This window comes from Streptosporangium sp. NPDC049248, assembly GCF_040678965.1.
Lineage (GTDB): Bacteria > Actinomycetota > Actinomycetes > Streptosporangiales > Streptosporangiaceae > Streptosporangium > Streptosporangium fukuiense.
Map to the genome: position 1 here is coordinate 192,822 of NZ_JBFAQY010000011.1, position 23,522 is coordinate 216,343.

Below are 23,522 nucleotides of genomic sequence, written 5' to 3' on the forward strand. Positions count from 1 at the left end.
AAACCATGAACTACGACCTCCGTCTCGTCGCCTACACCCCCAACAGCGACCGGCTGGGCCTGCTACCGCACCCGCTCGCGTTCCAGATCGCGCAGCCGCTGAACGACGTGCCCGCGCTGGTCCTGCGCTACAGCCGTCGTGCCCTCGGTGCCGATCTGCTCGGCCAGCCGTGCGAGGTCGCGGTGGAGTGGTCCGAGGACGGGCAGACGTGGACCGAATCCCCGGACGCGCGGTTCCTGCGGATCAAGCGCGGCACGGACATCACCGACGAGACTGGCGTCGAGACGTTCGAGATGCCCGGCTACGGCTGGCAGCTCCGCAAGATCGTGCTCTACGCGGGGCCGTCACCGCTCGTCGACGGCAAGCGGGCGTTCACCTCCGCGACTCCCGGCACCATCCTGCAGACGTTCCTCGCCGAAGCGCAGGTGCGCGGCGCGCTGCCCGCCCTCGACTGGACGTTCAACACCACCCACGACAGCGCAGGCGAGCCGTGGGCGAAGATCCTCACCATCTACTACCAGCCGGGCCTGGACGCGCTCACGACGCTCATCAACCTGTCTGAGCAGTCCGTCGTCGACTTCTGCGTGCAGGGCCGCACCCTGCACGTCTACAACGCAGACACCGAGCTGGCCCGCGACCGGACGACAGCACCCCGCGTGGACCTGCTGCTCGGCCGCGACATCCTCAACGCCCCCGACACCGGCACCCTGGAGGACGCCGCGTCCGCCGTGCTCGTCGTCGGTGACGACGGGTTCCGCCAGTCGTACGTCAACAACACCGCAGCGTTGCCGTGGGGCCGGTGGGAGAACTTCATCGGCCAGGGCGGCGTGTCCGACACCGGGACCGCGTTCCTGCTCGCTGAGTCGTCGCTGGCACGCGCCGCGAAGGAGCGGGTGCAGCACACCCGTGAGATCACGCCGCATGCGGCGCGGTGGCTGCCGTGGAAGGACTACCAGCCGGGAGACAAGGTCATCGCGCCCGCGAGCGGCGGCACGCTGGCTGCGCTGCGGGTCCGGCAGATCACCCTCACCAAAGACGCTAACGGCGTGGTCGGCGGCAACGTCGTCCTCAACGACAGGTTCCTGGAGCAGTCGATCCGGTTCGCGCGCCGCACCGCCGGGATCGTCGGCGGCTCGACCGCGTCCGGAGGGTCGGGCGCGCAGCCGGCGCCGCAGACTCCGCGCGGCCGAACGGCGGCCAAACCGGTGGGCCTGATCGTGGATTCGATCGCGTACGTCGATGCGTCGGGGCACGCGCAGGGGCAGATCACCGCGACGTGGGGGCCGGTGCTCCTGGACGTGAACGGCGAAGCGGTCGACATCGACTCCTACGAGCTGTTCATGCGGGACAACGTGATCGGCGCGCCGTGGTTCCTCATCGCGACGACCGAGCCCGACGACACCACGGCGACGTACTCGCCGCTGCTCGTCGGCCAGGAGTACGCCTTCAAGGTCCGCGCCACGTCCCAGGGCGTCAAGGGCGTGTTCTCCGACTCCTACGCCGTGGAGGTTCCCGACGACACGACGGCGCCGCCGGTGCCGACCGCGCCCACGCTGGAGACCCGGCTGGGTGTGATCCACGTGAAGTGGGACGGTCTCGGGGTCGGTGCTACGGCGATGCCCAGCGATTTCCACCGGGTGCGGGTCTGGATGCAGGACCCGCTGGATCCGGGGGAGTCCGAGGTCGGCTACCTGCAAGCGGCCGGATCGATCGTCGTCATCGACCAGCCGTACGGTGCGGACCGCGAGTTCTGGCTGACGAGCGTCGACCACGCCGGGAACGAGTCCGCGGCGAGCGCCACGGCGACGATCGCCGCGGCGGCCTTGGTCGACACCGACGTCATTGGGGAGATCATCGACGGTGAGCACATCATCGACGGCACGATCATCGCCTCCGACAAGGTCACGGCAAGCACCATCACCGGGGCATTGATCCAGGCCCTGCAGATCGACACCGGGCACCTGGCTGCGAACGCGGTCACCGCCAACAAGATCGCCGCCGGGGCAATCACCGCTGCGAAGATCGACGCGCACGCGGTCACGGCCGCGAAACTGGAAGCGATTCTCGCCCTGGCAACCCGGATCGTCGCCGGGGATCCGATCGCCGCCCGGGTGGAGCTCAACTCGACCGGGCTGGCCGCCTACGACGCGGGCGGCACCCAAACCGTTCTGATCTCCTCGACCGGCAGCGTAAGCATCGTCGGACAGCTTTCCTCCGGGACGACCGGCAACCGGCTCGTCATCAACCCGGTCGGGGCGACGCAGCCGGAGATCAGGTTCCATCCGGGCACCGGCACAAACTACAGCCGCCTGTACTCCGACGGGTCGATGTACGCGGGTGAGGCGACGATGGTCATGTCGTCGGGCACGAACGGGGCGGGCACCTCCCGCTCTCAGATCGTGGTGTCGGCGACGGACCTGCGGGTGCACATCTTCGACCCGACCAGCGGGTTGGCGGGCGGTGGCTACCTGTTCGCCAAGCCGGCCGAGCTGGAGGTCGGCTACAACGACGCCTCGGCGAACCTGCACAGGTTCCGGTTCACGTCGGCGGCTGCGCAGTACGCGGGTAAGTGGTCGTACTCAGGCAGCGGGGCCGGGCTGATCATGCTGTCGGCGACGATCAACACGAACACCGGCTACACCTACCCGTTCGGGGTGACGTTGCTGTCGACGCCGTTCATCGTCGCGATGTCGGACTACAACGGCGACAACCGGGCCACCGTGCGGAACCGCACGACGACGAACTTCGGGGTGCAGGTCTACGCGGCCACGACGGTGTCGACCACGTTGATGGTGTGGGCGTGGCGAGCATGAACAGCGGGAGGTGGTGTGGCGGTGCAGGAATGGGCTGTGATCGGCGTGGAGGAGACCACGGACGGCACTGGCCGTATCCCGCTGTGGGTGATCGTGTATGAGGTGCCCGAGGAGGTGTCGGCTGACCGGCGGCAACGCTACATCGTGCCTCACGACCTGCTCGAAATACGGGCGGCCGAGTACGGCCTGTCGAGCGTGGACGACGTCCTGGACGTCATCGTGCATGAGCCGATGCTCGGCGCGGCCCAGGCCGCGGGGGACCTGCCGATGCTCATTCCGGGGGCGGTCGACGCAGGCACAGCTCACGCGCAGGTGACGGAGCAGATCGCGGCGTGCAGGAAGAAACACGGCCGGGTGGCCATGCCCGACGTCAGGCAGCGCACGGCGCGAGCCGAGACGCCTGCGCACCCGCTGCAGAAGATCCGTGACAGCACGCGCATCGACCCGATCCGGACGGCGTCGATACGGCTGGAAATCGACCGACACCGGCTGGCGCAGGAACAGCCCAGCCATTAACCAAGCTCACAAGGGGGAAACAGTGTTCTTCTACATGAACGTAGCGGATGACAATGGCAGTCCTGCTACAGCAGCGCTCGATACGGCGGCCAGCAGTTACTACCGGCAAAATTCGACAGACCTCAGCAACTATGTCCAGTACCAGCCGGGCGTGCCGCCGATCGTCTACACCCCGCAGTTGTTCTTCATCTGCGTACGAGCGCAGCGCAGCGGCCAAAACCCCGAGTGGGCGGTCTATGCCTTCATCTCCAGGGACCAGCCCGGCTGGCCTATCAACATGCATGACACCGTCCTCGCGCCCACGGCGCAGGACATCGCACAGGGGCTCGTCAGCGCGGGACACACGGTGGCGGTGCGACGGTATGACGATTTCCATGTTGCGTTCACCGCGGCGACTGTCCCGCTGGTCTGAGACGCGGGGGTGCGCATGAGCAGCGACTTGACGGTGGACCTGCAGCAGATCGTGGCGGTGCTCCGCCGGAAACACACTGCGGTGGTCGACGAGCTGACGTACGAAAACGCGGTTCTGGCCGCCGCCGTCGAGCAGCTCCAGGAGCGTGCCGGCCAGCTTGAGCAGCAGCTCACCGAGATGAGGGGGCTTGGTGCCTGACATCATCATTCCCGGCACCCCGCAACGGTACGGGCTGCGGCTGGTCGTCTACTCCCCAAACGGACCGCGCCTCGGTGTGCTGCCCGCGCACCTGGGATGGGAGGCCGGGCTGCCGCTGTCCGACGTGTCGTCGCTGCGGCTGGCCTACAGCTCGGCCGCACCCGGCGCCGACCTGCTCGCGCAGCCGTGCGAGATCGCGATGGAGTACTCCGTGCTCGGCGGGGCCTGGATCGAGCCGGAGAACGGCCGCTTCCTGCGGATCAAGCGGTCCGGCGACGACGCCGACCGGACCGGAGCTTGCTCCTACGACATGCCCGGCTACGCCTGGATGCTCAGGAAAGTCGTGTTGTATCCGGCGCTCGGCATGGTGGACGGTAAGCGGCCGTTCGCCGCGGTGAAGCCGGGTGTGATCCTGCGGGCCCTGGTCGACGAGGGCAAGGGGCGCGGCGCGGTGGCCGGGCTGACGGTGAACTTCACCGCGACGCACGACTCGGCCGGCCAGCCGTGGGCCATGACGCTGTCGCTCGGCGTCGAGCCGGGTACCGACCTGCTCGCCCTGCTGATCAACCTCGCGGAGCAGGGCGTCATCGACTGGTGCATGCAGGGCCGGGAGCTGCGCGTCTACAACGAGGGCACCGCCCTGGCCGCCGACCGCGCCAGCGGGCCCGCCCCCGTGGAGCTCCGGCTCGGCCGCGACATCGACAGTGCGCCCGACGACGCCACGCTGGAGGACGCCGCCTCAGCGATCCTGATCATGGGGGAGGAGGGCCTCCGTGTTGAGGTGACCAACCACGCCGCGACGATGCCGTGGGGGCGGTGGGAGACCCACCAGAGCCAGGGCGGGGTGTCCGACACTGGTACGGCGCAACTCCTCGGGCAGCACGCGCTGGAACGCGCGTCCGGGGAGCGGGTGCAGCTCACCCGGTCGATCACGCCGTACGTGGCGCGGTTCCTGCCGCTGGCCGACTACGCCCCAGGTGACTACATTCGCGCGCCGGGCGACCAGGGCGTGATGACCGCGCTGCGGGTGCGGCAGATCACCCTGACGGTCGACGCCTCGGGCGTCATCGGCGGCAACCTGACGCTGAACGACCGGTTCCTCGAACGCGACATCCGGCTCGCCCGGCAGGCGGCGGGCATCCTGGCCGGCGGTGTCTCCTCCGGCGGGTCCGGCAGCGATCCGACTCCGGAGGGCAGCGACCGGGTACCGGCCGCTCCGACCGGGCTGCTCATCTCACCGGCCGCGTACCTGGACGAGGAGGGGTATGCCCACGGTCAGATAACCGTGAGCTGGAGCCCGGTGACGACCGACGTCAACGGCACCGCGCTGGACGTGGACGGGTACGAGCTGATCGGTATCTCCCCGCCGGGGACCGGCGCGACGCGGGTCCTCGCGACCACGCAGAGCACGACCGTCACCTACAGCCCGCTGGAGCCGAAGACGCGCTGGCAGTTCGGCGTGCTGGCCACCAACGGCGGAGTCCGGGGCGCGGTCACAGCGTCGACGGAGATCGTCATCCCCGACGATGAGACGCCGCCACCGGAGCCGTCGACTCCGGTGGTGGACTCCCGGCTCGGTGTAGTGCGGGTGGCGTGGGACGGGTTCACGTCTGCGGGCACCGGCATGCCGAAGGACTTTGCGCGGGTGCTGGTGATGATGCGTGACCCGCTCGACCTCGACGACGAGGGCGCCGCGGTGGAGTGGCTGGACCGGCCGGGTACCGCCGTGGTGCCGGGCCTGCCATACAACACCGACCGCGAGTTCTGGTTGGTTGCGCTGGACCGGTCGGGCAACGTCTCGGGCGAGTCCGCGCGGGTGGTGACGCAGACGCACCCGCTGGTCGACACCGACATGATCGGCGAGGTGATCGACGGGGCCGAGCACATCATCTCGGGGTCGATCCCAGCCGAGGCGAAAATCGTGGCCGGGTCGATCACGGCCAGCCTGATCCAGGCGTTGGCGATCCAGGCCGGGCATATCCAGGCCAACGCCATCACGGCCGACAAGATCGTGGCTGGCGCGATCCAGGCGGCGCACATCGCGGCGAACGCCATCACGGCCGACAAGATCGTGGCTGGCGCGATCACCGCAGGCAAGCTCGACGCTGACGCCATCAACGGCAAAACCATCACCGGATCCATCGTGCGCAGCGCGGCGACCGGCCGCCGCTTCATCCTGGACTCCTCCACACTTGACCTGCGCTTTTATCCGGGCGGCAGCAGCACGAACTACGCCCGCCTGTACGCGGTCGATGGCCTCTACGCCGGCGAAACCACAACGTTCATCACCTCGGGCACGAACTCCGGGGGTACGGCTCGCGCCGAGCTGCAGGTAGCGGCCGGGCTGATCCGGCTGCGCATCCGGGACGCCTCCGGCACCGGAAGCTACGGCGGGGGTCTGGACATCGCCCAGTCCTACGGCCAGTACGGCTACACCGATGGGTTCGCCTCGACCGAGACGTACATCTACACCAACGGCACCGGCCGGTTCTACCTGCGCGGACGGGTCTGGGACACCGCCACAGCCAACCCCTACGACGCCGTGCACGCCGGGTCAGGCACGGTCCCACCGGACTACGGCGGCGTGACGATCAACTACGGGCCGTCCATGGCGTCCAACATGGGGCCGGTCGCGGTGATCCGCGATGGCGCAACCACCGCGAACTTCTACTGGTGCGAGGACCTGTCCAACCAGAGCAGCTTCTCTTTCGCCTGGTCAGCAGGCGGCGGAGTGTGGTCCGGCAAAGGGTTCTACTGGTGGTCGCACCGCCACTAACCAATGAATAGGGGGTAGCCGCTGTGGCGGAAATCTGGACGGTGTGGGACGCGGAGCTGGCTCACACCCCGAGCAGTCTGACTCAGTCAGGCGGGGAACGGCCCGAGCAGCGCGGCGCTCACGACGGCGCGGAGCCGCTGTGGGGGGTGTCGCGGGTACGGCCGGACGGTGTGGCCCACATGCACATCATCCCCCACTCCACGTGGGAGTGGCGGTGCGCGGAGTACGGCGTCGACCCTGACGACATGGACACACTCCTGGACATCGTGCTGCACGAGCCGTGGATCCCGGATCCGAACGATGTGCTGTCGCTGGCCAATCCCGCCGCTGCGGCGGTGCTGGAGGATACGCACGGCCTGCCGACCTGCTGGACGCCGGCCGTCAGCGACACCGTCCGGCTGCAGGCTCAGCTCGCGCGGGTGGAGTCGGTTAAACGGCACCGGGTGCGGATGGAGCCAGAGACCCAGCAGGTACGCCAAGGCGTGCTGGCCTACGTCGGCGTGGACAAGGTCGCGCCCGCGGATCCGCTGGAGCCGATCAAGAGCCTGACCAGGCTGGATCCCGTGCGGGTGGAAAGCCGCCGCCTGGCGCTGAACTGGTATCGCGACAACCTGCAGAAGCCGGCCAGGCCAATGTGGGACAGCAAGCCTGCGGGGGCGTTCGTCGGGCGGAAACCTTGGGGTGGTGTCGCGTGACCGGGATCACTTGGGTGGACGGGTTTGTGATCATCGGGATTGTCGGTACTGCGATCGTGCTGATCTGGAAGGCGGCGGCCGGGACGCTGGCCCGGCTGCGCCGGATATCGCACTTTCTCGACGACTGGAATGGCGAGGCCGCCCGTCCTGGCGTGCCGTATCGGCCTGGATTCCCCGACCGGCTCCAGCAGATCGAGGCCGAGCTGCGGCCCAACCACGGCAGCTCGCTGAGGGATGTGGTGGATCGGCTGGAGCGCAGCGTGCGCCGGGTGGAGGACGGGTTGGCCACGCACCTGGATCAGCATCAGCTCGCCGGGACCATATCGATCGTCAACAACACGTCCGCGGCCGCGGACGGCGCTGGAGGTGGAGATGCCGACGGTCAGGGTTGAGCGGACATCGGACATCAAACGAGGAGGGCGGGTACCAGCATGAGCATCAAGCTCGTCAGTCGCCGCGCGTGGGGGGCGAGGACCCCTACGGCGGCGTATACGAAGATTCCCGGCACGGACGGCGTGAAGGTCCACTACACGGGCGGCCACGTGCCTCCGGCGATCCTCAAGGATCACGAGGAGTGCGGCAAGCTCGTCCGGCAGATCCAGTCGATGCACATGGCGGGTGCGCGCGAGCAGCCATACATCGACGTCGGCTACAGCCTCATCGCGTGTCCGCATCGCCGCGTGTTCGTCGGCCGCGGCGTGTACGCGCTGCCCGCCGCGAACGGGGCCGGCCTGAACACCGGCCATTACGCCGTGCTCGCGCTCGTCGGCAGCCTGGGGTTCACGGAGCCCAACGACGGCCTGCTGCACGCCATCAGGGACGCGATCGAGTACCTGCGTGAGCGCGGCAACGCGGGCAACCAGATCAAGGGGCACCGGGACGGCTACGCGACGAGCTGCCCAGGTGGCCCGCTGTACGCCTGGATCAAGAAGGGCGCCCCGCGCCCGAAATCGCATGGTGACCCTGAGCCCGTTCCGGTCGTTCAGAAGAAGCCCAAGACCACGGAGGCCCTGGTGAAGAACCTGCCTGTTCTCAAGCCCGGTGATGAGCACCGGCACGTCAAGACGCTGCGGGGGCTGCTGTTCGCTCGCGGGTACGAGCCCGCGAACTTGCACAGCACCACGTACGGCAAGGACGAGGTCGACCTGATCGAGAAGATCCGGGCGTTCAAGGACGCCAAGAGGATCCCTTCGGGTGCGGACGACCTGATCTGGGACGCCGCGTGCTGGGAGGCCGCGCTCACCTGACGCTAGCGCTACTGCTGGCGTCTTCTGATTCGTCCCGCCGTGGTGGCGGGCCTGTCCCTTGAGGAGGGGCACATGCACTCTGATCCCCAGCCCACGTACACGCAGCCGGTTGAGGCCAAGGTCAAGGCGATGACACTGGTCAGCTACCTGGCGGGTATCGCTGGTATGGCGGTGCTGCAGACGGTCGCTGACGACCCGTCGATGATCTCGTTCCTGCCCGACTGGGTGGAGATGATCACCTTGCCGCTGCTGCCCACCGGCCTGTCCGCGCTGGCCGGGTGGAAGGCCAAGCACACGCCGCGGCCGGATCTGCCCCTGTCGCAGCGGTAGGGACTCCGCGAGAGAGCTGATTTTTCCCATAACGCGGAAGGTCTCGCGTCTATCCAGACTAAGGTGGTAGCAAATCAAGGCGCCAACCTTGTTGTAGCGTCCAGGACGGGTCATACCTGCCAAGACGTCGAACGAAGAACGCCCCATCCTCCCGCCTCGGGAGGATGGGGCGTTCTTCGTGTTTCACCGGTTGCTGATGCTTACTTCTGGGCTGGGGCGACCTTCCGGTGGCCGCCGCGCGGGCGGAGGGTCACCCTGGCATCGACGAGAATCTTGCGGACGTATCCGTAGCTGCGGCTGACCTCATCGGCGACGGTGCGGATGCTTTTACCGTTGCCGTACAGGCGGACGATGTTAGTGCGGAGCTGGTGGAGCTGCTCGTCGGTCTGCTTCATGGCTCTCCCAGGTAGGGGGTGTGATTGCCTTATCTTGTCGCAAGCACTTTCGATAGTGCGATACCCGCCCCCTTCGAGGGGGCGGGCGTTTTCGCTGGTGCTACACGGTCGACCCGAGGAACTCCTGAACAGCAGGAATGTGCTCGTGGGCGCGCAGTTGACCGTGCAGCTCGGCCAGCGTGCTGGAGCCCCGCGCGGAGTCCACTCCGCCCATGTGCTCCAGAACCTGGTGGGCGCTCTCCAAGGCTGCGTCGACGTCGCCGAGCGCGAGATGAGCTTCGGCCCGCCGCGCCAGATAGATCGCTGTGCCCCGGGCTTCTTTCTCCGTGTCGTATGGGTCGTCGGACGTCACGGCGGCGTCGAAGTGCTGTAGTGCCCGCAGAGGCTCGCCCAAGGACAGTGCTGCACTGCCCGCGACCTGGTGAAGTTCGCCGAGCGACACCCAGTACATGGCGGGCAGATCCTCAGCGGACGGGCCTGCGCGGTCATAGATGGCGAGTGCGGCATCGACCGCCCGATAGGCTGCGGTCGCCTCGCCGGCCTTGGAGTGGGCGCGTGCTTGCCGAGCGTGGAGTATGGCCAGCACCCTCGGGGAGTTGATCTTATGAGACGAGGCCAGGGCGCCGTTGACGAGACCGAGAGCACCATTCGGGTCACCGATGGCGTAGCGGAGGTTAGCCCAGAATGCCAAGATGATGGCCCCGATGGTGTCGTTGCCGGCGCTGGCCGACGACCGCATCGCGGCGTAGAACTGCCTCTCGGCCTCTGCGTTATGCCCAGCGTCGTAAGCACACCATCCGGCCAGGCGTGACGCCTCAGCCGCTAAGGCGTACAGGTCGCGGCCGATGACCTCGGTATATGAGGAGTCCCGCAGAATATTCGTGATCAGGCGCAGTTCGGCGGTCGCGGCGTCGTACGTCTGAAGAGAGCCGACTTGATCGTCCAGATGACGCAAAGCGTCCAGCCGGGTGTCGAACAGGGTGATGACCTGCTGACCAATGCGGCGGCCGGATGTGCTGGCGGTAGCTGACGGGGCAGCGGCCCATTGGGTAAGCATGGCAGCGAGTGTGCTTGTCGATGCGATCAGGAAACCCCGTCGATCCACTGGTCCCCCCACGTTGTCCAACGCTTTCACGGTACCCAGTGGAGTCCACGGAGATTCCAAAATGGTGTCATCGTCGGAAAAAGCCAGTAATAACCAGTCTGGCCAACCACGGCGATGGACCTCCGCTCGGTCGACGCCGAACACGTCGGCCATCGCGATCTGCACGGTTGTCCTCGGCACGGCCTGTCCTGAAGTCCAGCGGGAGACTTTCTCTTTTCGTGTGGCAATTGCATTGCCTCCCGAGGCGCGGTGACGGGCGGAGACCCGTTTCAGGAACGACGCCGCAGTCCAGTGGTTGCGGTCGAGCAGCACGGTGAGCGGATGACGATCCACTACGGCATTCATGCGATCTCCCTCCTGCCCCGAGGGTGTAGTCCCAGTTTCGTTCTTGGCCAGCGAGATGCCAAGGATCATGCCGATAAAAAGCAACGGTAGGCAACTAGAAAGCAACTCAAAGCATCGGTTGACCTCTTCTCGGCCACCAACGCCGAGCGTTCACTAGCAAATGCGACCGCACGACATCTAGCGGAGGTGTCCTCAAACAGCGGTCGTGGCGGCGCCCCGCCTCTGGTCCTCAGACGGGGCGCCGCCCATCTCAGCCCAGGTCCATCAAGGGAGGAAATGTCATGAGGCATGTCCTGGTTACCGGCGGAGCAGGATTCATCGGGTCCCGCCTGTGCGAGACGCTACTCGAACGCGGTGACCGCGTCACCGCGCTCGACAACCTGTCGGCTGGCCACCTGCCCGCGGTCGACGACCTGCGCATGGTCGACAGGTTCGTGCTGCTGCGCCACGACGTCACCGAGCCGTTCATCGTGTCCGACTACGTGGACGCCGTCGTGCACATGGCGACACCCAACGGGCTGGCCGCGATCCAGCGGCGCCCCATCGATACGCTCCGCGCCAACTCGGCGGGCACGATCAACGCGCTGGAGGTGGCCAAGCGCCACGGTGCACGATTCGTGCTGGTGTCCACTGGAGACGTCTACGGCGACCCGCTGGAGCACCCGCAGCGAGAGACCTACCGGGGCAACGTCGACCCTGGCGGGCCGCTTTCGCCCTACACCGAGGGCAAACGGTTCGCTGAAGCCGCCGTGGCCGCTTACCTGAGCCAGTACGGGCTGAACGTCGGAGTAGTTCGCCCCGCCAACATCTACGGCCCCGGCATGAGCTCCACCCACCCGGGGGTGGTCGCGAACTTCATCGCCAAGGCCATGCTCGGGCAGACGCTGACGCTGCAGGGCGGCGGCACCCAGACTCGGACGTTCTGCTACGTCGATGACTTCGTCGCCGGGCTGGTCGCGATGCTCGACTCCCCTGTGATCGGCCCCATCAACCTCAGCTCGTCCGAAGAGGTCAGCATCCGCGAACTCGCCGAGCTGATCGTCAAGGCGGTCGGCACCAGCGCCATCGAGGTCACCGCCGGACGCGACCAGGAGTCCGCTCGACGCTGCCTGGATATCACCCGCGCCCACGAGCTCCTGGGCTGGGAGCCGCAGGTGTCGTTGTCGGAGGGCATCGAGCGCACCGTTGCCTGGGCCCGCACCACGTACATCGGCTGACCGGCATGCCCATGGTTGTGATCCCGGCCGGCTGGCGCACCGCCGCCGGAATCGAACCCGAAGCTCTGCGGTGCGACGCAACGACAGTAGGCGAAGCCGTTACCTGGCTCGTGGAAACCTACCCCGAGTTCGGCCCGCGAGTCCTCAGCGGACCGGACCGGTTGGCGAGCTGGATCAACGTCTACGTCGACGGGCACGACATCCGCGACCTGGGCGGCCTGAACGCCCTGGTGCTGCCCGACAGCGAGATCCTGTTTCTACCCGCGATGGCAGGGGGCTGACATGACGTCCTACAACCCCCCGCCGGGCATGGTGGCCATCCCCGGCGGGCAGGTGCTCATTGGAGCGCCACCGGAACATCTGGACTGGCTCGTCGGAGCGCAGGCGTATCCGCGCCAGTGGTTCGCCGACGAAACCCCCCAGCATCTGCGGCAGGTGCAGCCGTTCTTCCTGGATCGCCACCCCGTCACCAACCGGCTCTTCGCGCAGTTCGTCGAAGTCAGCGGGTACGTCACCGCAGCCGAGGAGCGGGGTTTCGGCCTGGTTTACGGCGCCAACTACTGGGAGGAGCGTCCCGGTGCGAGCTGGCGCCACCCGACCGGTCACGCTAGCAACCTCGCTGGCCGCTGGCAGCACCCGGTGGTCCACATCGTGCGCCGCGACGCTGAGGCGTACTGCGCGTGGGCGGGCAAACGCCTGCCCACCGAGATCGAATGGGAGTACGCGGCGCACGGTCCTCACTGGCGGCCCTGGCCCTGGGGAGAGACGTTCGACGCCTTACGCGTCAACTGTGCCGAGCACTGGGCTGGCCGGCCGATCGCCGACTTGGACGACTGGCGGCGGTGGTGGAAGGACTACCGTGACCGCCACGGTGAGCAACCTGGCACTACTCCGGTCGGTGCCTTCTCACCCCGTGGCGACTCGCCCTTCGGGCTCGCCGACATGGCCGGAAACGTCGCCGAGTGGACCGCTAGCACCTACCAACCGTACGACGTGGCCGTGGACGTGGACCCGATCCTGCACCACGCTCACGGACGCTCTGTAACCGTCCGTGGAGGCGGATGGATGCACTTGCAGTTCCAGGTGCGAACCACCGAACGCATCGCGGGCGATGCCGCCTACAGCACGTGGGCGGGCGGGTTCCGCTGCGCCGCCGACCTCACCATCTGATGTGATTCCCCCGGCTTCCCCTCCGATCACCCCTAGGCTGCCAACCATGCATGCAATCGTCACTGGCGGTGCCGGATTCATCGGCTCCCATATCGTCGACGCCCTCCTCGATCGCGGCGACACGGTCACCGTCGTAGACAACCTGTCCCGAGGCCGCACCGCTCGTCTGCCCGCAGACGTCGACCTGCGGACGATGGACATCACCAACGCCGACGCGATCACGTCCGTGGTCGCTGACACCCACCCTGAGGTGATCTTCCACCTGGCCGCGCAGATCGACGTGCGGACGTCGGTCGCCGATCCGGCCCACGACGCCGCCGTGAACATCAGCGGCACCATCAACCTGCTGGAGGCCGCGCGTACGGTCGGCGCCCGGCTGGTGTACGCCTCCACCGGGGGTGCCCTGTACGGGCAGAACGCCCCTCTGCCCTCGCCTGAGCAGACCCTTCCGGAGCCCGAGGCTCCCTACGGGACGGCGAAGTACTGCGCTGAGCAGTACCTCGCCCTGTTCAACCGTCTGCACGGCACCCAGCATGCCGCGCTGCGGATGGGTAACATCTACGGTCCCCGCCAGGACCCTGCGGGCGAGGCCGGAGTCATCGGGATCTTCTGCGGACGCATCTTCGCTGATGAGCGACCCACTATCTTCGGCGACGGCAAGGCGACCCGCGACTACGTGTACGTGGCCGACGCGGTCGCTGCTTTCCTCGCCGCGGGGGACCACGCTCGTGGCGGGGTGTGGAACATCGGCACCGGCCGCGAGACGAGTGTCCTGCAGCTGGTCGAGCACGTCTGCCGGAGCGCTGGCCGCGACATCGAGCCCGTCTTCGCTGCCTCGCGGGCCGGGGAGCTGCAGCGCAGCGTCCTGGATGTCGCGGCCGCCGAGCGGGATCTCGGCTGGAAAGCCACCGTGCCGATCGACGAAGGCATTCCTCGCGTGTACGCATGGGTTGCCGACGGGCAGTGCGATCGAGCACGCCGGTAGCCCAGCGTTTCCAGAGCGAAGGCCCCCGGCTGGAGTGCCGGGGGCCTTTGCTATGCCCCGGATGCGGCCGAAACCATACACGATTGCCCCATCGCCTCAGCGGGAAGAATCGGGACCGGCCAGGAGGGATCCGCTCGCCACTCAGGCCAGTTGGCCCCGAACACTCCGTGGCGGCTCTCGATCATCGCTACCACCTCGGCGCGGGCGGCCTGCACGCCGCGGTGCTCGGCGTCGGTGATGATGCCCATTCTCCGGCTCTGGTCGTATTCGCCCTGATCTTTCCAGGTCCACCGCGATAGGTCGGGTTCCACGACCAGATCGAGGGCCAGGTCGAAAGTGTCGATTCCCTCGGTGGTGCGCTGGCAGGGGCGTTGAAAATTGACGTACCAGCGGTCCAGGCTGTGATGCTCTGCGTTGAAGTACAGGTTGACGCTGAAGAACGCGCCCTGGGTGGTGATCGAAAGCCAGATGGTGTCTCGCCATGTCCAGCGGCCCAACTCCCACTGCCGCGCGGCGTAGGCGCGTAGCGCTGCATCACGTGATGCGGGGTTACCGGTTTGCAGCCAGTCGATCCATGTGGTTGGAACGAGACTTTGAACGCCTGGCCAGCAGGCCAAGGCGATTTCGCCGCCAGTGTCATGGATGACCCGGTGGGGCATGGCCGTCAACACTCTGCCGGCGTAGGTGTCGCGCCGGATCGCGGTGGTGCCAGTAGGAAACCGGTCTGCTGCGAAGATCGTCATGGGCGCATGATCGCACGCTGAGCAGGCAATACGTCCAGTACGGCTCGCGGCGCGCGAGCCGTACTGTCCAGTTCTTAGGGGAGTTGGGTGAGGGGCATGTTGTCCGCCTTGAACCGCACCCGCCGCTCGTTCGCCACCCGGTGCAGCAGCTCGACTGGCCGGGCCTCGCCATCGCGGGTGACTCGCTCGGCGGTCAGGACCGACGCCCCTGCCCGTAGCCGCAGCGCCTCCACCTCGTCTTTCGTTGCCGTCCGGGAGCCGATGAGTTCCCGGACCCGCGCCGTCACAGGATCGAGAATGCCCGCGGCGATGAGCGCAGCCCAGACGCCGCCGACGACCGTACTAGTGCCGGCCACGGGGGTGTCCTCCACCACGGCGAGCGGGTAGTACGCGGTGTCGAGCATGACGTCCTGGTCGTCCAGGGCCGCGCGCCGGTCACGGCGGACGACGGTCGTGCCGATGCTGATCTGCAGGGCTTGGGCGACGTCGCGGTCTGCGGGGACGCGGGTGACGGAGGTCGCGTGCATGGTGCCAGTGCGCCCGGCGCGTTGGCATGCGGTCTGCCACGGGCCTTGGCCGTTGCCGGGTGGGATGGCCAAGGCGAGGTCGACGTAGACGGGCCGCAGGTCTTGGACGACTAGGCGTCCTCGGACGACGTTGCGGCTGATCAATCCCTCGTCGGAGAGGATTCGGGTGGCGGAGGCCAGGGTGGCGGTCGACGTGTTAAACGTGGCCAGCAGTTCGGCCTGGCTCGGGAGGGTGGAGCCGGGTGGGTAGGCGCCGGTCGCGATGAGGTCGCGGAGCTCGTCCGCGATTTGGCGGTAGCGCACGGGGGCCACGTCGCTCCTCCTGTCGCTTGTCGTCTTGTGATCGCATGCTCTCATAAGTGCGATTGACAAGTGCTCGTGATCTGTTGCATGCTGCTCCCAAGTAGGCCAGTTATTTAAACAACTGATCGTAGCTGGGTATGAAAAAAAGCGACCCCCGGACTGCTGTGGGTACCCAACCCGCACCGGAGGCCGCCGACTCCCAACCAACCCAATCAGTGAGGAGACCGACCATGAAAGGCCCGCGATGGAGAGTATGACACGAAAGAACCGTCTCAGGCGGAGCCTTGCCCCGCGTCTCCGCTTCCTCGCTGACCAGATCACCGAGAAGGGCCTGTGTACCCGCCCCGGAGCCGACCCGGGCCACTGGTTCCCCGAAAAGGAGCCGGGCGGCAACGCCGCCACCAAGCGACGCGCCTACGAGCAGGCCGCCGCCGCCCGCTGCTTCGGCTGCCCGGTTCGCGCCGAATGCCAGGAGGCGGCGCTAGCTGAGGAAGCCGACCTGGCGTCGAAGAAACTCAAGCCGCACGGCATCCGGGCCGGACTTGCGCCCTGGGTCCGCGCCGACATGATCCGCAATGACGCTAGCGAATCTGCTAGCGAGAACGAGGAAACCGCCGCCTGATGAACATCACCCCCGTGTTCGAGTACGTCACCGACAACCCGATCAGCTCGGCCGTCATCGCCGGCGTCGCGGTGCTGGTGCTGGGCTTGACCTACCTCGTCGGCCGCAAGCTCCTGGGCGGGATCGTCCGCGTGGCGCGCCGCTGGATCGCCCCCCGGCCCGCCGAGGACATCCTCACCATCGTGGCCGCGAGCATCGCGACGGGCGTCTCGGCGCAGGGCATGTGGCGGTTCTCCGGTGACGTGCTCGGCTTCGACGGGCTGTTGCAGGTCGGCCTGTTCGCGTTCGTCGAGGTCGCCATGGTGACCAGCGCTGTGCGGGCTCGCCGGAACATGAGGGAGAACCACAAGGCCGGTGTTGACGGCCTGGCCGTGTGGGCGCTGACCGGCCTGTCGGCGGCGCTGTCGGCGATGGACGCGCGCAGCTTCGCCGAAGCGATCTTCCGCATGGCTGCTCCGCTGGTCGCGGCGTGGCTGTGGGAGCGCGGCATGTCGATTGAGCGGCAGCGGCTCACGGGCCGCACCCGGATCAACTGGCGTCTCACCCCTGAGCGGGTGCTGGTCCGGGTCGGCCTGGCCGAGTCCTCTACCCGTACCGCGTCCGAGGTCGACGCCCACCGTCGTCTCACCCGGGTCGCGTTGGCGGCGAAGCGGGCGAGGGCGCTGCGCGAGGCCGGCGCCTCCGACCGCAAGCAGCGCGGCGCGCTGACCAAGCTCGACAAGGCGATGGACCGCGCGGTCGAACACACCGGCCTGGTGCAGGACCTGGCGATGCAGCAGCGGATGCTTGCCCAGATCGGCGCGCTCTACAACACGTCCGCACTGACCGAGCTGCAGCCGCGCTCGTTCTGGCAGCAGCTCGTCGACGACGCGGCTGCGCGGGCCGAGCGCGACCGTGCGGGTGCGGCCGCGGTGGCGGTCTTGGAGAACTTCGCCAACGGCCGCAGTCCGGTTTTCGCTCCGCTTCCTGCTATCGGTTCAGCTGACGTGAATGGTGCGGGGCGGGGTGACACGACACCTCCAGTGTCGCCTTCGGACACGACATCGGACACGACAGGCGACACGACATCCGGAGGCGACAAGCGGGGGCGACAGCCGCGCCCGCCGCGCCGCACTGTCGCCGCCACCCGGAGGCGACACGACAGCACGACAGCCCGGACACGACAGGGCGACACCGGAGGCGACAACGCCCAGCGTGTCGCGAAGGTGGCGCGGTTGCTGACGCGACAGCCGACACCGCAGCAGGGCGACATCGCCAGGCAGCTTGGCGTGTCCATGCGGACGGTGCAGCGCGACATCGAGCGCGCCAAGAAGGAAGGGCTCCTGTCGCCCGGTGACACGACACGACAGGCGGCAGACGACACGACAGGCGGCGCCGCGCCGGACACGACATGACACGACACCGCGAAGGACACGACATGAACCTCGCCCAGCTCAGCATGTGCACGCCGATCTGGCAGGCCGACACCGACGTCACCTCCTTCACCGCGTGGCTGCACTACAACCCGGCCGACCCGTGGTTCGTGCGGATCCACGTCAGCGGCGGCGTCGTCTCCCTGGACGTGCCCCGCGACGTCCTCTTGCAGGGCCTGGAGCAGCCGGCCGCCTGTGAGGACCTGAAGGTTCAACCGTCCGGAGGCCCGATGTGGACGCTGTGGACGCTGCGATGGAACCCCGAGGACCCGCTGACGTTCCGCGTACCGACCGACAACGTCCGCGCCTACTTGGAGGAGACGTTCAAACTCGTCCCGCCCGGCGCCGAAGAGTCCCGGATCGACTGGGACGCCGAGATCGAGGTTCTGTTCGAGGAAGCCCCGGAAGGTGACGTTCCGTGACTTGGCTGCCGGGGTGGTCCGTCACCCACACGGCCCTGACCAGGGCCACTGCGGACGGCCCAACGCGCGCCCGCGCTGCGCAGCGCGCACGCCCGCGCATGCGCCCGCGCGAGGCGCAGCCTACCAAACATCACAGCCAGTAACTAGAAGGAGTTTTCGGGTGGCGAGGGAACGCACCGGCCCGGAGGAGCGGAAGACCGGCCCGGAGGAGCGGAAGGTCTTCCACACTGACCGGATCAACAGCGAGCGCAACGGCGTGCGCCGCATGTGGTGGGCCGCGTGCTGGGTCGCCTCCGAGCTGAAGTACCTCGCCAAACGTGACCCGGCGAAAGCCCATGCGGACGGCCTGCACCTGGCCGAGCAGATGGGGGCCGTCGCCGCCGACCTCAACAAAAAGCACCTCGACTACCTGAACGCGCAGAAGGGAGGCCGTAGCCGTGTATGAGATCGCACTGCCCCAGGACGACGAGGCGGACAACGTCGTCGTCGGCCAGTTCGGCGGAGAGAACCCACCGGCTGAGCCGCCCGCCGAGGTACCCGCCGATCAGGTGTCACCCGGCATGCAGCTCGTCGTCCTGGCCCGGCGTGAGCTGGTGCCCCGCGTCAAGCAGGGATTCAGCGACGCCGTGGTGGGCGAGACGCTGCTGGCCAAGCAGCCCGCGTCGATCCTGACGCTGGTCCGCCAGTACCTGATCGAACCGCCGCCCTACATCCGAGAAGCGCTGATTCTGCGGGTGCCCTACGCCCTGTACGGCATCCCCGTGATCACGGTCAACGTCGTCGGTCAAACCCTGTTCCTGATCATTCGCTACCCGAGCCTGCTGGCCGCAACCGCGCTGATAGCGGGCGTGGTCGTCCTGGTCGGTTTCATCCTCGCCTGAAGAAAGGTCATCCCCTCATGTTGGAAATCCTCGGCGGCCTGGTGCTCGTGGCGCTGTTCCTGACGCCCGCCCTGCTGCTCAGCAAGAAGAAGACCAAGAAGAAGTGGCCCGGGTTCGTCGCGGGCGGGCTCAAGCTGGTCGCCGGGCTCGGCCTGATCCCGCTGACTGTGTGGCTGGTCGACCTGCTCACCGGGTTCGGCCTGCCCAAGGTGGCGGTCGGCGTTGTCGCGCTGCTCGGCCTCGTGGTCGCGGCCTTCGTCGTCGCGATCGGAATGTGGGACGGCAAGATGGACGACCCCGAGCAGTGGAGCATGTTCCTGCTGGCCTGCCTGCTCGTCGCCGTGCTGATGACCGGCGACGAGACCATGAAGTACATCAACGAGCAGTTCAACGGCACCACTGACACGATCAAGGCGAAGATCCAATGAGCGCCGTCATCTTCGCCCTGGTCCTCGCCGGTCTCATCACGGGCGCGACCATCACGGTGCGGCGGCGGCCGGTCTACCGCGCCGCCGCCCGGGGCGCGTGGAAGGCCGGCGCCCGGCAGACCCGGCAGGAGTTCCGCGCCGGGTACGCCCGGACCCGCACTGTCTACGACCGGGCACAGAAGAAGCTCCGTAAGCGCGGCACCCGCCGTGCCCGCGTCCTGTCGTTCGTCCTGGAAACCCTCGGCGTGACGCTCGTCACCGCTGGCGGCGCCGTGTACGGGGCGGCCGTGACGATCGGCGCGGCCGGTCGCGTGGCGCGGGAGGCTACGCGCGGCGCCCGCCGCGAGTACCAGTCGTACCGGGACGCCGTCGAGGTTGAGGCAGTGGAGGTCACCCCCGCTTCTCCGGAGAAGCCCGCCCCGGCCGACCCCGCGCCCGGCCAGCCCGAGACGCCAGCGCAACCGCAAGCATCAGAGCAGGCCGAACCCGAGCAGGACCCGGCCGCCCCTCAACCCCCCAGCACCACCCCCGACCCCGGCGCGACGCCGGACACCACCACGGAAGGAAGTACCACCATGGCTCAGAGCGAGGCCAGCGGCCTGACCAGCTACTCCCAGGCTCACGCCGACATGGCGGCCGAGCTGCAGGACCTCATCAACTCCTCCCAGTCGCTCGCCGGATCGATGAGCGACGTCCTGGCCGACCACTCCGACCTGATCGGCGACACCGCCACCCTGCAGGACCTGCTCGTCCAGGCGCAGAACGTCGCCCAGCAGCTCGCGGACCGCGCGGCCGCCGTCGCCTCCAGCTAACCCCTCGACCGGCCCTGACCGAAGGAGTCCCCTCATGGCCAGCCACACCACCGGCCCCGCCACCGCCCCTCGCCCGATCCCGAGTGTCACGCGCCGCGTCTGGCGACGCGCCAGGCACCACGAGCAGGCCAAGGTCGCGTTCGTCTGGCCGGTGGTGTGGCTGGCCGCCGCGCAGCTCGCCGCCGTGGCCTGCCACGCCTGGCTGGGCTGGAAGCTCGCCGTCGTCCTGGCCGCCGCGGTGTTCGCCGTGGTGCTGGTGCGCTGCACTCGTCGCGGGCAGAAGGCGCCACTGATCCCGCTGGCGGCCGGGACGGTGTGGCTGCTGCTGACCACGGTGGCCGGGCCGTACGGCTGGCCCGCGCTGCTGCTGTGGGTGCCGGGCCTGGCCTGCTCGATGCCGTACTGGTGGGCGCGGTGGGTGGCGATGCACCGCACCGACAAGTCTGCACCGGCTCTCACCCAGGGGCCGGTTGACCAACCCGAGGAGAAGCCTGTGGAAGATGACACGCCCGTGGAAGAGACGCTGGCCGAAGAGGTACAGCAGTGGTGGGCGGCGACCGTCGAGCCGAACCACGCCGCCTACAGCGGGACCCGGCTGGGGGCGGTCGAGCCGGTGCCGTCCGGGTTCGCTGCTGACATCGTGGGCGTGCCGGGCAAGACGCAGACGCATCTGCTGATGCAGCAGAGGGGCGTCATCGCGTCGGGGCGGAAGAAAGCCTTGGACCAGATCGCCGTGGAGGATGCCCGCGACGGCGACTACTCCGGTGCCCGGCTGACGATCATCGACCGGGGCGACAACCTGATGGAGGCGAGGTATTTCGAGGACGAGATGCCTGCCGTCGACTGGGAGACCGGCTTGTTCCGGTGCGGCACGTTCTTCGACGTCAAGCCGGTCCACTGGTCGTTTTGGACGACGACGGGCGGCGCGCAGATGGGCATCAACGCCGGGGGCACCGGCGCCGGGAAGTCCGCGTTCGGCGCGTTGAAGATCGCTGTGGCGCATCAGACCGAGCACGTGGGGGTGATCCTGCTCGACAACCAGGACGGGTCATCGCAGCCCGAGTGGAACGGCCTCACGCACGTTACCCGCGAGGGCGTGGACGCGGTGTGGGAGGAGATCCAGGCGTACGACTATGTGATGGGCCGCCGCGCGCACTACATCGCGCACGCCAAGTGGGTCGACGACAAGGGCCGTGAGCGCACCGGCAAGCCGTTCCTCATCCCCGGCGACCCCGACCTTGGCGGGATGAGCCTGCTGTATTTCGCGATCGAGGAGCTGCCGATGCTGGTCAAGCACCCCGACTACGGCAAGCAGGCCACCGATGTCCTGGCGAACGCCGTGAAGACGTGGCGTAAGCCGGGCGGCGCGGTGGATGTGTTCCTGCAGAACCTCGGCCTGGAGGAGTTCGGCGGCACGAAGGCGTCGAACGCGTTGCGGTCGAACCTCGTGTCGGGTGGCAGCGTCGCGGCGTTCCGCACCGGCTCGTCGGTGGATCACGGCATGGTCGGCCTAAAGGCGGATCCGTCGAAGCTGCCGGAGTTCTTCCAGGGCACCACGAACAAAACGCACGGTCTGGGCTACATCAAGGGCGTCGATGCCCGGCCTGGCGCGAAGTGGCGGTCGTTGACGTTCCGCGACCTGTACGAGGTCGCCAATCGTCCGGCGGTGGGTGTGATCGATGAGATGACGCTCGGCTTCCGCGAGGAATACCAGGAGCTGCGCCGTCGTGGCCGCCAGGTCGAGACGACGCAGCGGCCGGCGTCGCTGGGCGGCGACTGGACGTCAGCGGATGTGGAGGCGGCTGTCGAGCAGATGCTGAAGGCCGGGCCGAAGGATCTCGGCACGCTGTGTCAGGCCGTGAGCAGGCAGCTGACCGGGGTGAAGCTCGGCGAGATCCCCGCGGCCGCGCGGGCGCTCACGAAGGCGGGGGTCGTTCGGCAGAAGAATGACATCTTCCACCTGATCAACGCTTAGAGGGGATTCGATGACGACCGTTTCGACTCACGCAGCCCGGCGGGCCATCCGTGAGATGTGGTGGGCGGTGGTTCCGACGCTGTGGCTGGCGGCCGTGCTGGTGACGGCTACGGTGTGCCGCCCGTCGCCGGGGTCGGGGCTGGTGGCGCCGGTCGTTGTCGTGGTGGCTGTGGCGGTGGTGGTACTGGTCGGCCGTCCGGTCGGGGCGGTCTTGGTGTTGTTCCATACGGGGCTGTTCGCGATGTTCACGTGGGGCGAGGTCGGCGGCCTAGTGCTGCTCGCGTCGACTGTCGTCGCCTTACGAATGCTTCCTTTGCCCATCGTTCCAACCAACCCAACCGAGAGGACCGATCAGGATGATCACCAAGAGGCTGGAGTATGACGAGTCGGTGCCTGCGGAGGAGGTGCTGTCAGTGCCATGCACTGAGGAGCGCTGCTCCGGCTGTCAGGACGAGTGGTGCGGACACGACTGCCATAACCGCTAGCAGTTTCGCTGGCGTAATCTCCCAACAACCCAAGGAGGAAGGCATGAGCGTAACCAGTCGCGGTATGCGTTTCGCGGTCACCCTGGCCGTTCTCGGCTTGGCGGTGGCGTGATGCTGGCTGAAGCGTTCATCGCTCACCTGGTGGGCGACTACGTGCTCCAGTCGCACTGGATGGCGACGGAGAAGGTCAAGAAGTGGTGGCCAGCCATCGCGCACGGCCTGACGTATTCACTGCCGTTTCTGCTGATCACGCGGTCGCCGTGGGCGCTGCTGGTCATCGGCGGGACACACATCGTCCTGGACCACTATCGCGCCGCGAAGTACGTGATCTGGGCGAAGAACCTCATCGCTCCCCGCGCCTTCCGAACCCCCCGGAAGAACGCCTCCGGCAATCAGGGTTTCGCGGCCGAGGTGCCGGGCGGGCTGGCGACGGCTCTGCTCATCGTGGTCGATAACACCATCCACCTGGCCATCAACGCGGCCGCGCTGACCTGGCTGGGGTGATAGTGAAGCTCTGCTTCCACTGGATCGGCGCAGAGGAGCGTCGGTGTGGCGCCACCCCTGCGAGGTTGTTCTCGCAGGGGTGGCGCTGCGCGGAGCACACCCCGGCCGCGATAGCTGGGGGGGCGGAGCCTGGCGCGGGCCGGTACTGCGCTCCGGCGCGGTGCTACTGCAAGGGGTGCCCGTGGTGGAGGCCGTACAACGCCT

At 67.8% G+C, this 23,522-nt stretch carries 27 protein-coding genes; 23 read left to right on the forward strand and 4 right to left on the reverse strand.

Features of this window, described 5'->3' with window-relative positions; genetic code table 11:
• Positions 1-5: 5 nt before the first annotated feature.
• From AB0K21_RS22115 to AB0K21_RS22155, 9 genes are all read left to right on the forward strand, one after another.
• Entirely contained in the window at positions 6-2,813 is a 2,808-nt protein-coding gene (locus AB0K21_RS22115; RefSeq protein WP_364152622.1) for a fibronectin type III domain-containing protein, read from the forward strand.
• Between the two features lie 15 nt (positions 2,814-2,828).
• A complete protein-coding gene (locus tag AB0K21_RS22120; protein ID WP_364152625.1) occupies positions 2,829-3,329 on the forward strand; it encodes a hypothetical protein in 501 nt (166 codons plus the stop codon).
• A 22-nt stretch (positions 3,330-3,351) separates the two neighbouring features.
• Entirely contained in the window at positions 3,352-3,741 is a 390-nt protein-coding gene (locus tag AB0K21_RS22125) for a hypothetical protein (RefSeq protein WP_364152628.1), read from the forward strand.
• 15 nt (positions 3,742-3,756) lie between these two features.
• Positions 3,757-3,939, forward strand: a complete 183-nt coding sequence (locus tag AB0K21_RS22130) for a hypothetical protein (RefSeq protein WP_364152631.1) — start codon at positions 3,757-3,759, stop codon at positions 3,937-3,939.
• Complete coding sequence (locus AB0K21_RS22135; protein WP_364152634.1) at positions 3,932-6,715, forward strand: fibronectin type III domain-containing protein; 2,784 nt, start codon at positions 3,932-3,934, stop codon at positions 6,713-6,715. Before AB0K21_RS22130 ends, AB0K21_RS22135 begins: the two co-directional genes overlap by 8 nt.
• A 23-nt stretch (positions 6,716-6,738) precedes the next feature.
• Positions 6,739-7,410, forward strand: coding sequence for a hypothetical protein (locus tag AB0K21_RS22140; RefSeq protein ID WP_364152637.1), 672 nt, complete (start codon positions 6,739-6,741; stop codon positions 7,408-7,410).
• The gene (locus tag AB0K21_RS22145) at positions 7,407-7,802 is read left to right on the forward strand and encodes a hypothetical protein (RefSeq protein ID WP_364152639.1); all 396 of its coding nucleotides are present in this window, start codon (positions 7,407-7,409) and stop codon (positions 7,800-7,802) included. Before AB0K21_RS22140 ends, AB0K21_RS22145 begins: the two co-directional genes overlap by 4 nt.
• Positions 7,803-7,841: 39 nt before the next feature.
• On the forward strand, positions 7,842-8,657 hold the full coding sequence (locus tag AB0K21_RS22150) for an N-acetylmuramoyl-L-alanine amidase (RefSeq protein ID WP_364152642.1): 816 nt from the start codon (positions 7,842-7,844) through the stop codon (positions 8,655-8,657).
• Positions 8,658-8,729: 72 nt separating this feature from the next.
• Positions 8,730-8,987: a hypothetical protein gene (locus AB0K21_RS22155; protein ID WP_364152644.1), complete on the forward strand. Its 258-nt coding sequence runs from the start codon at positions 8,730-8,732 to the stop codon at positions 8,985-8,987.
• A 200-nt stretch (positions 8,988-9,187) separates the two neighbouring features.
• Here the strand turns inward: AB0K21_RS22155 and AB0K21_RS22160 are convergent, their stop codons facing one another.
• Together AB0K21_RS22160 and AB0K21_RS22165 are read right to left on the reverse strand one after the other, a co-directional pair.
• Positions 9,188-9,382 carry a helix-turn-helix domain-containing protein gene (locus AB0K21_RS22160; protein ID WP_364152647.1) on the reverse strand — a complete coding sequence of 65 codons (195 nt, stop codon included), beginning with the start codon at positions 9,380-9,382 and terminating at the stop codon, positions 9,188-9,190.
• A 100-nt stretch (positions 9,383-9,482) separates the two neighbouring features.
• On the reverse strand, positions 9,483-10,832 hold the full coding sequence (locus AB0K21_RS22165) for a tetratricopeptide repeat protein (RefSeq protein ID WP_364152650.1): 1,350 nt from the start codon (positions 10,830-10,832) through the stop codon (positions 9,483-9,485).
• A gap of 281 nt (positions 10,833-11,113) precedes the next feature.
• On the opposite strand from AB0K21_RS22165, the gene AB0K21_RS22170 reads away from it, so the two are divergent.
• From AB0K21_RS22170 to AB0K21_RS22185, 4 genes are read left to right on the forward strand one after another with little or no spacing between them, the layout of a single operon-like run.
• Positions 11,114-12,049, forward strand: coding sequence for an NAD-dependent epimerase/dehydratase family protein (locus AB0K21_RS22170; RefSeq protein WP_364152653.1), 936 nt, complete (start codon positions 11,114-11,116; stop codon positions 12,047-12,049).
• A gap of 5 nt (positions 12,050-12,054) precedes the next feature.
• A complete protein-coding gene (locus AB0K21_RS22175; RefSeq protein WP_364152656.1) occupies positions 12,055-12,330 on the forward strand; it encodes a MoaD/ThiS family protein in 276 nt (91 codons plus the stop codon).
• 1 nt (position 12,331) lies between these two features.
• Positions 12,332-13,219: an SUMF1/EgtB/PvdO family nonheme iron enzyme gene (locus AB0K21_RS22180; RefSeq protein WP_364152659.1), complete on the forward strand. Its 888-nt coding sequence runs from the start codon at positions 12,332-12,334 to the stop codon at positions 13,217-13,219.
• Positions 13,220-13,265: 46 nt separating this feature from the next.
• A complete protein-coding gene (locus AB0K21_RS22185) occupies positions 13,266-14,204 on the forward strand; it encodes an NAD-dependent epimerase/dehydratase family protein (RefSeq protein ID WP_364152662.1) in 939 nt (312 codons plus the stop codon).
• 50 nt (positions 14,205-14,254) lie between these two features.
• Here AB0K21_RS22185 and AB0K21_RS22190 read toward each other — a convergent pair whose 3' ends face one another.
• Positions 14,255-14,947 carry a DUF402 domain-containing protein gene (locus AB0K21_RS22190; protein WP_364152665.1) on the reverse strand — a complete coding sequence of 231 codons (693 nt, stop codon included), beginning with the start codon at positions 14,945-14,947 and terminating at the stop codon, positions 14,255-14,257.
• 74 nt (positions 14,948-15,021) lie between these two features.
• Positions 15,022-15,777, reverse strand: coding sequence for a GntR family transcriptional regulator (locus tag AB0K21_RS22195; protein ID WP_364152668.1), 756 nt, complete (start codon positions 15,775-15,777; stop codon positions 15,022-15,024).
• A gap of 253 nt (positions 15,778-16,030) precedes the next feature.
• Between AB0K21_RS22195 and AB0K21_RS22200 the strand changes: the two genes are divergently transcribed.
• The 10 genes from AB0K21_RS22200 to AB0K21_RS22245 all read left to right on the forward strand — a co-directional run bounded on the left by AB0K21_RS22200 (position 16,031) and on the right by AB0K21_RS22245 (position 23,318).
• Positions 16,031-16,399, forward strand: a complete 369-nt coding sequence (locus AB0K21_RS22200) for a WhiB family transcriptional regulator (RefSeq protein WP_364152671.1) — start codon at positions 16,031-16,033, stop codon at positions 16,397-16,399.
• The gene (locus AB0K21_RS22205; RefSeq protein ID WP_364152674.1) at positions 16,399-17,793 is read left to right on the forward strand and encodes an HTH domain-containing protein; all 1,395 of its coding nucleotides are present in this window, start codon (positions 16,399-16,401) and stop codon (positions 17,791-17,793) included. The genes AB0K21_RS22200 and AB0K21_RS22205 overlap by 1 nt, the downstream gene beginning before the upstream one ends.
• Positions 17,790-18,233, forward strand: a complete 444-nt coding sequence (locus AB0K21_RS22210) for an SsgA family sporulation/cell division regulator (protein ID WP_364152677.1) — start codon at positions 17,790-17,792, stop codon at positions 18,231-18,233. Before AB0K21_RS22205 ends, AB0K21_RS22210 begins: the two co-directional genes overlap by 4 nt.
• A gap of 160 nt (positions 18,234-18,393) precedes the next feature.
• Positions 18,394-18,678: a hypothetical protein gene (locus tag AB0K21_RS22215; RefSeq protein WP_364152680.1), complete on the forward strand. Its 285-nt coding sequence runs from the start codon at positions 18,394-18,396 to the stop codon at positions 18,676-18,678.
• A complete protein-coding gene (locus AB0K21_RS22220; protein WP_364152683.1) occupies positions 18,671-19,114 on the forward strand; it encodes a hypothetical protein in 444 nt (147 codons plus the stop codon). The genes AB0K21_RS22215 and AB0K21_RS22220 overlap by 8 nt, the downstream gene beginning before the upstream one ends.
• Positions 19,115-19,131: 17 nt before the next feature.
• Positions 19,132-19,542 carry a hypothetical protein gene (locus AB0K21_RS22225; protein ID WP_364152685.1) on the forward strand — a complete coding sequence of 137 codons (411 nt, stop codon included), beginning with the start codon at positions 19,132-19,134 and terminating at the stop codon, positions 19,540-19,542.
• Positions 19,539-20,354, forward strand: a complete 816-nt coding sequence (locus AB0K21_RS22230) for a hypothetical protein (RefSeq protein WP_364152688.1) — start codon at positions 19,539-19,541, stop codon at positions 20,352-20,354. Before AB0K21_RS22225 ends, AB0K21_RS22230 begins: the two co-directional genes overlap by 4 nt.
• Before the next feature lie 151 nt (positions 20,355-20,505).
• Complete coding sequence (locus AB0K21_RS22235; protein ID WP_364152691.1) at positions 20,506-22,329, forward strand: hypothetical protein; 1,824 nt, start codon at positions 20,506-20,508, stop codon at positions 22,327-22,329.
• Between the two features lie 10 nt (positions 22,330-22,339).
• A complete protein-coding gene (locus AB0K21_RS22240) occupies positions 22,340-22,711 on the forward strand; it encodes a hypothetical protein (RefSeq protein ID WP_364152694.1) in 372 nt (123 codons plus the stop codon).
• Between the two features lie 214 nt (positions 22,712-22,925).
• On the forward strand, positions 22,926-23,318 hold the full coding sequence (locus tag AB0K21_RS22245; RefSeq protein ID WP_364152697.1) for a DUF3307 domain-containing protein: 393 nt from the start codon (positions 22,926-22,928) through the stop codon (positions 23,316-23,318).
• Positions 23,319-23,522 lie beyond the last annotated feature (204 nt).